This window comes from Geobacillus sp. GHH01 (assembly GCF_000336445.1).
In the GTDB taxonomy this organism is placed as follows: Bacteria; Bacillota; Bacilli; order Bacillales; family Anoxybacillaceae; genus Geobacillus; species Geobacillus zalihae.
Window position 1 is genome coordinate 3,471,385 of record NC_020210.1, and the last position, 12,473, is coordinate 3,483,857.

General features: G+C 54.4%; 10 protein-coding genes. 1 reads left to right on the forward strand and 9 read right to left on the reverse strand.

Translation table 11 applies throughout. The annotated features are described in order from the left end of the window. Positions 1-15: 15 nt before the first annotated feature. From GHH_RS17175 to GHH_RS17190, 4 genes are all read right to left on the reverse strand, one after another. Positions 16-1,302, reverse strand: coding sequence for a UDP-N-acetylglucosamine 1-carboxyvinyltransferase (locus GHH_RS17175; RefSeq protein ID WP_011232851.1), 1,287 nt, complete (start codon positions 1,300-1,302; stop codon positions 16-18). 132 nt (positions 1,303-1,434) lie between these two features. Beyond that, complete coding sequence (gene fsa, locus GHH_RS17180) at positions 1,435-2,076, reverse strand: fructose-6-phosphate aldolase (protein ID WP_011232852.1); 642 nt, start codon at positions 2,074-2,076, stop codon at positions 1,435-1,437. A gap of 75 nt (positions 2,077-2,151) precedes the next feature. After that, on the reverse strand, positions 2,152-3,015 hold the full coding sequence (locus tag GHH_RS17185) for a class II fructose-bisphosphate aldolase (RefSeq protein WP_011232853.1): 864 nt from the start codon (positions 3,013-3,015) through the stop codon (positions 2,152-2,154). 208 nt (positions 3,016-3,223) lie between these two features. Further along, positions 3,224-3,586 carry a response regulator gene (locus GHH_RS17190; RefSeq protein WP_013146624.1) on the reverse strand — a complete coding sequence of 121 codons (363 nt, stop codon included), beginning with the start codon at positions 3,584-3,586 and terminating at the stop codon, positions 3,224-3,226. A gap of 123 nt (positions 3,587-3,709) precedes the next feature. Here GHH_RS17190 and GHH_RS17195 point away from each other — a divergent pair, with 123 nt between their 5' ends. Continuing rightward, the gene (locus tag GHH_RS17195; protein ID WP_011232855.1) at positions 3,710-4,231 is read left to right on the forward strand and encodes a DUF2529 domain-containing protein; all 522 of its coding nucleotides are present in this window, start codon (positions 3,710-3,712) and stop codon (positions 4,229-4,231) included. Positions 4,232-4,411: 180 nt separating this feature from the next. Here the strand turns inward: GHH_RS17195 and GHH_RS17200 are convergent, their stop codons facing one another. From GHH_RS17200 to GHH_RS17220, 5 genes are all read right to left on the reverse strand, one after another. Beyond that, a complete protein-coding gene (locus GHH_RS17200; protein WP_011232856.1) occupies positions 4,412-6,007 on the reverse strand; it encodes a CTP synthase in 1,596 nt (531 codons plus the stop codon). 160 nt (positions 6,008-6,167) lie between these two features. Then, the gene (gene rpoE / locus GHH_RS17205) at positions 6,168-6,725 is read right to left on the reverse strand and encodes a DNA-directed RNA polymerase subunit delta (RefSeq protein WP_011232857.1); all 558 of its coding nucleotides are present in this window, start codon (positions 6,723-6,725) and stop codon (positions 6,168-6,170) included. Between the two features lie 388 nt (positions 6,726-7,113). Then, positions 7,114-10,374, reverse strand: a complete 3,261-nt coding sequence (gene icmF, locus GHH_RS17210) for a fused isobutyryl-CoA mutase/GTPase IcmF (protein WP_011232858.1) — start codon at positions 10,372-10,374, stop codon at positions 7,114-7,116. 17 nt (positions 10,375-10,391) lie between these two features. Beyond that, positions 10,392-11,024 (reverse strand): TetR/AcrR family transcriptional regulator, encoded by a 633-nt coding sequence (locus GHH_RS17215; RefSeq protein WP_011232859.1) that lies wholly within the window; start codon positions 11,022-11,024, stop codon positions 10,392-10,394. A 246-nt stretch (positions 11,025-11,270) separates the two neighbouring features. After that, entirely contained in the window at positions 11,271-12,413 is a 1,143-nt protein-coding gene (locus GHH_RS17220) for an acyl-CoA dehydrogenase (RefSeq protein WP_015376072.1), read from the reverse strand. Positions 12,414-12,473: the final 60 nt, after the last annotated feature.

A 12,473-nucleotide genomic window follows, 5' to 3' on the forward strand; every position in this document is an offset into this window, starting at 1 on the left:
TTTGTCGACTGGACGTTACGCGTTTTTCACTTGCTCGATTTCTTCATCGGTCATTTTTTCGCGCCAAATGGTGGCGCCGATGTCAGACAGTTTTTCGACGAGGTTGCTGTAGCCGCGGTCGATATGCTCGACGCCGGTGATCTCCGTCACTCCTTCAGCCATCAGCCCGGCAATGACAAGCGCCGCCCCGGCGCGCAAATCGCTCGCCTTCACTTTCGCCCCTTGCAGTTTGACGGGGCCGGTGACGATGGCTGAGCGGCCTTCGACTTTTACATTGGCGTTCATGCGCCGCAATTCATCGACATGCTTGAAGCGGGCGCTGTAAATCGTGTCGGTGACGACGCTTGTGCCGTTGGCTTTTGTCAGCAGCGCGGTAAACGGCTGCTGCAGATCAGTTGGGAAGCCCGGATAGACGAGCGTCTTGACGTCAACCGCTTTCAAAACGTCGGTGCCGCAGACGAGAATTTGATCTTCCCCCGTCTCCACGCGCACCCCCATTTCGCGCAATTTGGCCGTCAGCGATTCAACGTGCTGCGGGATGACGTTGTCGACGACGACTTCGCCATTGGTGGCCGCGGCGGCGATCATGTACGTCCCGGCTTCGATCCGATCCGGGATGATGGCATGGCGGCAGCCCGATAATTTTTCGACGCCGTCAATGCGGATCACATCGGTGCCGGCTCCTTTGATTTTCGCGCCCATATTCGAAAGCAATGTCGCTACATCGATGATTTCCGGCTCTTTCGCCGCATTTTCGATAATCGTCCGCCCTTTGGCGCGCACCGCCGCCAGCATGATGTTGATCGTCGCGCCGACGCTGACGACGTCCAAAAAAATGCGGGCTCCGCGCAGTTCCTCCGCGCGCAAGTAAATGGCGCCCTGCTCGTTCGTTACGGTGGCTCCCAGCGCCTCAAACCCTTTGATATGCTGGTCAATCGGGCGCGGACCGAGATGACATCCGCCCGGCAAGCCGACAACCGCTCTTTTGAAGCGGCCAAGCATCGCCCCCATCAAATAGTAGGAGGCGCGCAGCTTTTTCACCTTCCCATTTGGAAGCGGCATGGACACCATATTCGTTGGGTCGATGACCGCCTCTTTGCCGTCAAACGAAAACGAGCCGCCGATTTCTTCGATCAAGCTTCCTAAAATGTGCACGTCGGAAATGTCCGGCAACCCCTCGATCGTCACCGGCGAATCGGCCAAAATCGCTGCAGGAATCAAAGCGACCGCGCTGTTTTTCGCACCGCTCACTTTGATCGTTCCCCGCAGCCGATCTCCGCCGATAATTTTCATTTTATCCATCGTCGTCTCCCTTCTTTGCTCGGAAGTTGGCTTCACCCCTGGGACGAAAAAGCAAAGCCGGGCGGGCTCATCACGTCCGGCCTGAACGCGGCAGAGCGAGCCCGCTTCACCCAAGAGGCAAACGGCTTACTTTCATTTTTGCCGATTCCAGTCGGCGAGAAACTTCTCAATTCCTTGATCGGTCAGCGGATGGTTGAACAATTGCATAAGCACCTTGTACGGAACCGTGGCAATATGCGCCCCGCGCAACGCCGCTTCTGTCACATGGTGCGGATGGCGGATCGAAGCGGCGATGATTTCCGTTTCAATGCCATGAATGTTGAAAATCTCAGCGATGGTGGAAATGAGCTCTAAACCGTTATGGCCGATGTCATCGAGGCGGCCGAGGAACGGAGAGACGTACGTCGCGCCGGCGCGTGCGGCCAAGAGCGCCTGGTTGGCGGTGAACACAAGCGTCACATTCGTTTGAATCCCTTTTTCGCTGAACGCCTTGACTGCTTTTAAGCCTTCCGGCGTCATCGGCACTTTGATCGTAATGTTCGGGGCGATTTTCGCCAGCTCTTCGCCTTCCGCGATCATGCCAGCGGCGTCGGTCGAAATGACTTCAGCGCTCACCGAACCAGAAACGATCGATGTAATTTCGCGCAACCGATCATGGAACGATACGTTCTCCTTCGCCACGAGGCTTGGGTTGGTCGTGACGCCGGCCAAAATGCCGAGTTCATGGGCGTGTTTGATTTCTTCCAAGTTGGCAGTGTCGATAAAAAATTTCATGCTGAACCCTCCTTGTTATTCGTTGCACATGCAAAGGCAGCCGCGCGGCGGCCAAACGCCGCCCGCGAAGCCGATTCATCGCGCCGCTTTTCCGGACGAGCCAAACTCGCGCATTTTGCCGATGACCGTCGCTTTGATGGCGTCGCGGCCCGGGCCGATGATTTTGCGCGGATCATAGACGTTCGGGTCTTTCGCGAGCAGTTCGCGGACGACTTTGGTAAACGCCATTTGGTTTTCGGTATTGACGTTGATTTTCGATGTGCCAAGGGAGATCGCGCGTTGAATTTGTTCGGTCGGAATGCCGGTGCCGCCGTGGAGCACAAGCGGAACGCCGGTTAAATCGCGGATTTGCTCCATTTCGGCAAATCCGAGCTTCGGCTCTCCTTTGTACGGGCCGTGCACAGAACCGAGCGCCGGGGCGAGACAGTCGACGCCTGTCCGTTTGACAAGCTCTTCGCACTCTTTCGGGTCGGCGTAAATGATCCCTTCTCCGACGACGTCGTCTTCCTGCCCGCCGACGATGCCGAGCTCCGCTTCGACCGAAACGCCGCGCGCATGAGCATATTCAACGACTTGCGAGGTGATGCGGACGTTTTCTTCAAATGGATGGTGGGAGGCGTCAATCATAACCGAGGTGAACCCGGCGTCAATCGCCGCTTTGCATTTTTCAAAGCTCGATCCATGGTCGAGATGGATGGCGACCGGAACGGTGATGTTCATGTCTTCCATTAACCCTTTGACCATATTGACGACCGTTTTGAATCCGCTCATATAGCGGGCCGCCCCTTCGGAGACGCCGAGAATGACCGGCGATTTTTCCTCTTCGGCCGCCGCTAAAATGGCTTGTGTCCATTCCAAGTTGTTAATGTTAAATTGACCGACCGCGTATTTGCCGCGCAGCGCCTCGTTGAGCATCTCTTTCATCGATACTAACGGCATGGTTCCATCCTCCTTAGCTGATCGTCGTCTTTGTCGCCCTGGCGGTGACTGGGTCCACAGGCGCAAAATCCATCTACGTTATAAGCATACCAACTTGCCGGCAAAACGGCAACATTTCCACCCTTTATTCTCCTAAAGACGACAGCGTCATCAATGTCCATCGATGCGCTTTCTTTGCCAAAGGAAAGCCGCTCGTCGATGGCGCTGTCTAGGCGGTAATGTATTTTTTGACGGCAACGCGCAAATCGTCAATATCAAACGGCTTGGCAAAATGCATCAGCGCCCCGAGCTCTTTCGTTTCTTGAATCATATCGAGCTCCCCGTAGGCGGTCATGATGATCACCTTAATATCCGGATCAATCTCTTTCAACCGTTTTAAAATTTCAATGCCGTCCATGCCAGGAATTTTCATATCAAGAAGCACAAGATCGGGGTGATGTTTGCGGGCGATTTCGAGCGCCTGCATGCCGTTGGCGGCCTGATACGTTACATACCCCTCCCGCTGAAACACTTCGTTGAGCAAAATGCGGATGCCATACTGGTCGTCGACAATCAAAATTTTGTTTCCCACAGTTATGCACCTCTATTCCCTGTTTTCTCCCTATTAATGTTTCGCATTTGGCAAACCCTTTTCCTGCTTGCTTTTCTTGTTGTTTGCCGATTTTGTATAATAGCGGCGAAGGGAGGCCGAACCGTGAAAATTTTAACGACGCAAACGATCGGATTGTTGCAAAAAATCGCCGCGGATGAAGAGCTGGCGCTCGAAGACGGGGCGCGTCTGCTCGCTCAGGCCGCCATCGGTGATGGACGCATTTGGCTGTATGGCATAGGTGAACTCGATGCGGTCGTCACCGCCGCGCTTCTTGGCCCCGATCCGCTGCCGAAAGCCAAACGGCTTGAGCCGACAGCAACCGATGACTGGCAGGAAACGGACCGAGCGCTTCTATTTGCCCGCTTTTCCGCCGATCCTGAGGCCATTCGCCTCGTCGAACAGCTGCAGGCGCACGGCGTTGATGCAGTGGCCGTCGCGGCGCTCGTCAAGGATGAACCCGGACTGGCCGATATGGCCACCGTCTTTATCGACAGCAAACTTTCCCGCCCGCTCGTGCCGACCGAAGACGGCCGCCGCATCGGCATGCCGACGATCATCACCGCTTCATTCATCTACTACGGACTGCGCGTTTTGCTCGATGAAATTTTGGCGGAATATGAATAACAGCCGCCATGAAAGCGAGCGCTCTCCGACCGGCCAAAGGCAAAGAGGTATAGAAACCGCCCAAAAAACAGCGCCTGATCAATGGGCATCGTGCTTGACAAGATGAAAAATATCCAAAAAAGAAAGGGGGCTGAACCCAAAAGGCCGTTCTACGGCTTTTTTGGGACAGCCCCTTTTTCGTCACTCTTTCAGCGACGCTCTGACAAACTCGCGGAACAGCGGCTGCGGCCGCGTCGGGCGCGAGGTGAATTCCGGATGGAATTGCGCGGCGACGAACCACGGATGATCCTTGAGTTCGATCACTTCAACCAACCGTCCGTCCGGACTCGTGCCGGAAAAGACGAAGCCGTGCTCTTCCATGATCGGCCGGTATTGGTTGTTGAATTCGTACCGATGGCGATGGCGCTCGTAAATGACTTCATCGCCGTAGGCGGCGTAGGCAAGCGTCCCTTCCTGCAGCTTGCACGGATACAAGCCGAGGCGGAGCGTGCCGCCTAAATCTTCGACATCCTTCTGCTCCGGAAGCAAGTCGATGATCGGATGCGGCGTGTTCGGGTCAAACTCGGACGAATGGGCGCCGGACAACCCGACAACATGGCGAGCAAATTCAATCGAGGCGAGCTGCATTCCTAAGCAAATGCCCAAAAACGGCACGCGCTGCTCGCGGGCGTAGCGGATCGCCTCAATCTTCCCTTCGACCCCGCGGTCGCCGAACCCGCCCGGAACCAAAATGCCGTCCGCATCTTTCAACAGGTCGGCTACATTGTCACGCGTCACATGCTCAGCATTGATCCACTGAATATCAATGTCGGTGTCAAACGCATACCCCGCATGACGGAGCGCCTCAACAACAGAAATATAGGCGTCCGGAAGCTCGACGTATTTGCCAACCAAAGCGATTTTCGTCGTTTTCGATAAGTTGCGCACTTTCTCGACGAGCGCCTTCCATTCGGTCATATCCGCTTCGCGGCAGTTGAGGCGCAAATGTTCGCACACGATTTGGTCCAGTTTTTGTTCTTGAAGCATAAGCGGGACCGCATACAGCGTGTCGGCATCGCGCGCCTCGATGACCGCTTTCGGATCGATGTCGCAAAAGAGGGCGATTTTCTCTTTCATTTCCTGCGGCATCGGCATTTCCGTGCGCACGACGATGACGTTTGGCTGAATGCCGAGGCTGCGCAATTCTTTCACGCTGTGCTGCGTCGGCTTCGTTTTCATTTCCCCAGCCGCCTTGATGTACGGTACGAGCGTGCAGTGGATGTACATGACGTTTTCGCGTCCAACATCGCTTTTGATTTGGCGGATCGCTTCTAAAAACGGAAGCGATTCAATATCGCCGACCGTGCCGCCGATCTCCGTAATGACGACATCGGCGTTCGTCTCTCTTCCGGCCCGGAAGACGCGCTCTTTAATTTCGTTGGTAATGTGCGGAATGACTTGCACCGTGCCGCCTAGGTAATCGCCGCGGCGCTCTTTGCGGATGACGGCGGAATAAATTTTTCCTGTCGTCACGTTGCTGTATTTGTTTAAATTAATATCGATGAACCGTTCATAATGCCCTAAATCCAAATCCGTCTCTGCACCGTCGTCCGTGACGAACACCTCGCCGTGCTGATACGGGCTCATCGTCCCTGGGTCGACGTTAATGTACGGGTCAAACTTTTGGATCGTCACGTTCAACCCGCGGTTTTTCAACAAACGTCCAAGCGAAGCCGCCGTAATCCCTTTCCCGAGTGAGGAAACAACGCCGCCCGTCACAAAAATGTATTTCGTCATTTTGTCTTCCCCCTTGCCGAAATTGCGGTAACAGTTTCAGTGTTTGCGAAAGGCGCAAATAAAAAACGCTCCGCTTACCGTACGTAAGGGAGCGATCGATTTGTTCGTTTTCAAGAGCCCAACACACATTGTACCGGGTTCCCCTGGCAAAGTCAAGCGGTTATTCGTCTTCGTCCGGCTCTTCGAGATCAAGCTCTTCATCAAGCGGCGCATCGTCCAGCTCAAACTCTTCATCGCCGAGAATGTCATCGTCAAACGCGACGTCTTCGTCCAGATCGAATTCTTCATCTTCCAAGAGCTCGTCTTCATCAAGCTCGAGCTCTTCCCCATCATATTCATCCAAATCGTCGTAATCGAGATCTTCATCTTCAAGCAACTCATCGTATTCATCGTATTCATCGTCAAGCGCTTTTTTCTTCTTCTTCGGCTTGACGATCGTCACCGTTTCGTCTTCTGTCTGGTCAAACGGATACCATGCGCGCAATCCCCAGACGTTTTCCCCAACGCAAATAAACCGGCCGTCGATGTTTAAATCGGTGTAATATTGGGCCAGCCGCGCCTCCATCTCTTCTTCCGATATGCCGGCCAGCGCTGCTGCTTCACGAACGAGTTGATCAAACGGCAGCGCCTCCCGCTTGTCAAGCAAAATGAGGTTCGCCAGCTCGACGAACGACATCTCCTGCAATTCCTCCGGCGAGTATTGCTGCTGCAGGCTCAAGTTCAGCACTCCCCTTCTATATTAATGAAACAAATGAATGCAAGTGGAATACATACCATTCATTATAAACAAATTGTCGGGGTTTATGCTACCCATTTGCCGAAAAAAGCAAAGGAGGGCAGCCCTGCGGCGAGGGCGGCCCTCCTTCCGATTCCGACATATCCGTTGTCACAATCACCTTTGTTCACACCGCTCCACTTTTTCCTTACGAAGCCCATTCGTCTTGCTCTTTTGGCCCAATCCGCGTTCCGTTCGTTTCGCCTCCGGCGGGCCAGTACGCCAACAGCCGCTGCCCATCATTCTACCGATCTGCTAAAGTTCAACGGGCCGTTGTCCATTGTGATCAAGGGCGCCCATCGAAAGCAGAAAACAACGAAACTCCCTCGAATTACATATTCCGCCGGTATTGTCCGCCGACTTCGTACAAGGCGCGGGTGATTTGTCCAAGGCTGGCGACTTTCACCGTTTCCATCAATTCTTCGAAAATGTTGCCGCCGCTTGTCGCCACTTGCTTCAGCCGTTCGAGCGCCGGGCCGGCTTTGTCTTTGTTCCGCTCTTGGAATTCGCGCAAGTTGCGGATTTGCGTCTCTTTTTCTTCATACGTCGCCCGGGCGAGCTGGATGTTGTTCAGTTCGTCCTCTGACGGCGGATTCGGGTTCAAGAACGTGTTGACGCCGATGATCGGCAGTTCGCCGGTATGTTTTTTCGTTTCATAGTAAAGTGATTCGTCTTGAATTTTGCCGCGCTGGTATTGCATCTCCATCGCCCCGAGCACGCCGCCGCGGTCGTTGAGCCGTTCAAACTCTTGCAACACCGCTTCTTCAACCAAATCGGTCAGCTCTTCAATGATGAACGACCCTTGGAGCGGGTTTTCGTTTTTGGTCAGGCCAAACTCTTTCGTGATAATGAGTTGGATCGCCATCGCCCGACGGACCGACTCTTCGGTCGGTGTCGTGATCGCTTCGTCATAGGCATTCGTATGCAGCGAGTTGCAGTTGTCATAAATCGCCAGAAGCGCCTGCAGCGTCGTGCGGATGTCGTTGAAATCGATCTCCTGCGCGTGCAATGAACGGCCGGACGTTTGGATATGGTATTTCAGTTTCTGGCTCCGTTCGTTGGCGCCGTATTTTTCGCGCATGACGATCGCCCAAATGCGGCGGGCGACGCGGCCGATGACCGAATACTCCGGATCGAGGCCGTTGCTGAAGAAAAACGACAAGTTCGGCGCAAAATCGTCAATGTGCATGCCGCGGCTCAAGTAATACTCGACATACGTAAAGCCGTTCGCAAGCGTAAACGCCAGCTGCGTGATCGGGTTCGCCCCCGCCTCGGCGATATGGTAGCCGGAGATCGACACCGAGTAGTAGTTGCGGACGCGGTGCTTGATGAAATACTCTTGAATGTCGCCCATCATTTTTAAGGCGAAATCGGTCGAGAAAATGCACGTGTTTTGCCCTTGGTCTTCCTTCAAAATATCGGCTTGAACCGTGCCGCGCACCGTTTGCAGCGTCCATTCCTTCACTTGTTCGTACTCTTCCGGCGTGAGCGGGCGGCCAAGCTCGGCTTCCTTTTTCTCGACTTGCTGGTCAATCGCCGTATTCATAAACATCGCCAGCAAAATCGGAGCCGGACCGTTGATCGTCATCGACACGGATGTGAGCGGGTCGCACAAGTCAAACCCTTTGTACAGCTTTTTCATATCATCAAGTGTACAGACGCTGACACCGCTTTCCCCGACTTTGCCGAAAATGTCCGGCCGGTAGTCCGGGTCTTCGCCATAGAGCGTCACGGAGTCGAACGCGGTGCTGAGCCGCTTCGCCTTGTCTTCTTTGCACAAGTAATGGAAGCGGCGGTTCGTGCGCTCCGGCGTCCCTTCGCCGGCAAACTGCCGTTTCGGGTCTTCGCCTTGGCGCTTGAACGGAAAGACGCCGGCCGTATACGGGAACGAGCCAGGGACATTTTCTTTATACACCCAGCGCAAAATCTCTCCGTAGTCTTTGAATTTCGGCAAGACGACTTTCGGAATGTCCAAACCGGACAACGTTTTCGTCGTCAGTTCGGTAACGATTTCTTTATCGCGCACTTTCGTGACAAATTGTTTTGCCGCATATTTCGCTTTCGTTTCTTCCCATGTCGCCAAAATGCGCTTCGATTCCGGCGTCAATTTCGCCTCATAATCCGCTTTGAGCGTCTCGAGCGCGCGGATCACGTCTTCCGCTTCGCCCCGTTCCTTCGCCGCTTCGATGGCCCCTTCGATTTGGAAGAGGCGTCGGGCCACCTCGACTTGCTGCTCGGCGCGGCGGTGGTACGAGCGGACCGTTTCCGCGATTTCACGCAAATAGTAGCGGCGCTCGTTCGGGATGATGACATTATGCTTTTCGACATTGGCGACCGTTTTTAAGCTTGTTTTCCAATTCGTTCCTGCTTTTTTATTGATCGTATCCACAAGCGCGACAAAGAGCGTATTCGTGCCTGGGTCGTTAAACTGGCTGGCGATCGTGCCGTACACCGGCATTTCCGAAACATCGCGGTCAAACAGCTGGTGGCTGCGCTGATATTGTTTTTGCACTTGCCGTTTTGCGTCTTCTGACCCTTTGCGCTCGAATTTATTAATGACAATCAAATCGGCATAATCGATCATGTCGATTTTCTCAAGCTGCGTCGGCGCGCCGAACTCGCTTGTCATGACGTACATCGACACGTCGCACACTTCGGTAATGGCGGCGTCGCCTTGGCCGATCCCGCTCGTTTCAATGATGACAAGATCAAATCCGGCCGCTTTGACAACCGAAATGGCGTCGCGAATCGCCGGCGACAGTTCCGTGCGGGAATGGCGCGTCGCCAAGCTTCTCATGTAAACGCGCGGCGAGTTGATCGAGTTCATCCGGATGCGGTCGCCCAACAGCGCCCCGCCCGTTTTTTGCTTCGTCGGGTCGACTGACAAGATCGCGATTTTGATATCAGGAATTTCGTTTAAAAAGCGGCGGACGAGCTCATCGGTGAGCGAGCTTTTCCCAGCTCCGCCTGTGCCGGTGATGCCGAGCACCGGCACGCGCTTCTCGAGCGCCTTCACTTGTTCAATGGCGGCTTCCGCCGCCGCGGCCGCCTCTTTGTTTTCCCCCTCGGCGCGATATTCGCACAGCGTGATGAGCCGGGCGATCGCCTGCACATCGCCGGACGGAAGCCGCTCCAGTTCATCGGTCACCACCGTCACGGTCGGAAAATCGCACTCTTCAAGCATGACGTTGATCATCCCTTGCAAACCGAGGCGTCGGCCGTCTTCCGGCGAGAAAATGCGGGCGATGCCATATTCGTGCAGCTCTTTGATTTCCCGCGGGATGATGACGCCGCCCCCGCCGCCGTAAATGCGGATATGGGACGCCCCCCGCTCTTGGAGCAGGTCGTACATATATTTAAAAAATTCCATATGCCCGCCTTGATACGAGGAGACGGCAATGCCTTGCACATCTTCCTGAATGGCGGCATTGACGATTTCCTCCACCGATCGGTTATGGCCTAAATGGATGACCTCGGCGCCGCTCGCCTGCAAAATGCGGCGCATAATGTTGATTGAGGCGTCATGGCCGTCAAACAAGCTCGATGCAGTCACAAAGCGGACGTGATGCTTCGGACGGTAAATGTGCGCCATCGTTTCTTCTCCCCCTTTTAGACTCGCTGTTTCTCCATAATCCCCTTTAATAAAAACTCGGTTTGCAGTTCGATATATTCATCGAGTGTATACATTTTCCGCAGCACCCAACGGCGGAACGCCCACATTTGCCCAAGAACGACGATGTTGTGGGCGAACAGGCGGATTTCGCTTTCAGAAAGCTGCAACGCCCCGCTCTCAACGCATGCGCGCAAAATATGTTCGAAAATCGCCGCCATATCGAGTTCTTTATTCAACACATACGGCAGCGATTCTTTGCTTAGCGCTTTCACTTCTTGATACATGACGAGCACTTCATCATCGAGTTCATCAACAACGCGGAAATAGTGGGCAATGGCGCGCCTTAACCCTTCGATCGTGCCATGGTGGGCACCGAGGTCTTGTTCCGTCCGCTCCCGCACTTCGTCGTAAATGCGGTCGCACACGAGATAGAGGACGTCTTCTTTCTTGCGGATGTACTCGTACAACGTGCCGATGCTGAAGCCGGACGCTTTGGCGATCTCCCTTGTCGTCGTTTGGTGGAAACCTTTTTGTTTAAACAAGGAAATCGCGCCTTTGATCATCTCATTGCGCCGTTTTTTCACGAGCTTTTCGTCTTTGACCGATGCAATCACTTCCCGTTTTTTCATGTTCGTTGTCTCTCCCCCATTCCCATTTGACGGCGGGGCGCCGCCCCGCCCCATGCCTATCCGTGCGCCCTTTCCCAAAGCGCCAAGCCGCCGTTCAGATCCAAAACCATTGAAATGACGCACAATGTTTCAATCGCGCGCCAACACGAATGAGTGGACGCGCAATGTTTAATTGCGTGTCAACACGAATGAGTGGACACGCAATGTTTAATTGCGTGTCAACACGAATGAGTGGACACGCAATGTTTAATTGCGTGTCAACATGCGCGAAATGACAAGGCGTTGGATTTCTTGCGTTCCTTCGTAAATTTGCGTAATCTTCGCGTCGCGCATAAACCGCTCGACCGGGTAGTCCTTCGTGTAGCCGTTGCCGCCGAAAATTTGCACCGCCTCGACCGTCACTTTCATCGCCGTGTCGCCGGCAAACAGTTTCGCCATGGCGGATGCTTTGCCGTACGGCAAGCCATTCGACTCCAACCATGCCGCTTGATAGGTCAAGAGCCGCGCCGCTTCAATGGCAGTCGCCATGTCAGCGAGCTTGAAAGCGACCCCTTGCTGCTCGATGATCGGTTTGCCGAACTGGACGCGCTGTTTCGCATAGTCCACCGCCGCATCCAGCGCGCCCTGGGCAATGCCGACCGCTTGGGCGGCGATGCCGTTGCGGCCGCCATCGAGCGTCATCATGGCGATTTTAAACCCTTCTCCTTCTTGACCGAGCAAGTTTTCTTTCGGAATGCGGCAGTCTTCAAAAATGAGCTCCGTCGTCGGCGACGAACGAATGCCGAGTTTCTTTTCCTTTTTGCCGAACGAAAAGCCCGGCGTTCCTTTTTCCACGATAAAGGCGCTGATCCCTTTATGCCGCTTTTCCGGATCGGTGACGGCAAATACGACGTAAATTTCCGCTTCGCCGCCGTTGGTGATCCATACTTTCGAGCCGTTTAAAATGTAGTGGTCCCCGTCTTTTACCGCACGCGTTTTCATCGAGGCGACATCCGACCCCGCCCCCGGCTCGGACAGAGCGTATGCCCCCAGTTTTTCCCCAGTCGCTAAGGCGCGCAAATACTTTTGCTTTTGTTCTTCGTTGCCGAACTTGTAAATCGGCCAGCTGGCGAGCGATATATGCGCGGAAAGCGTCACCCCGGTCGAGGCGCAGACGCGCGACAGCTCCTCAACGGTAATGACATAGGCCAAATAATCGCTGCCAATGCCGCCGTATTCTTCCGGCCACGGAATGCCTGTTAAACCGAGTTCAGCCATTTTGTTGAAAATGCCGCGGTCAAACCGCTCTTCTTCGTCGCGCTCAGCGGCAGTCGGCGCTACCTCATTTTCGGCAAATTCGCGCACCATTTTTCGCAGCATTTCATGTTCTTCGCTCAATCGAAAGTTCATCGTTTCATTCCCCCGTTTTCCTATATATCCGAAATCCTCGTCCCCCGTGCCAGCGTGATC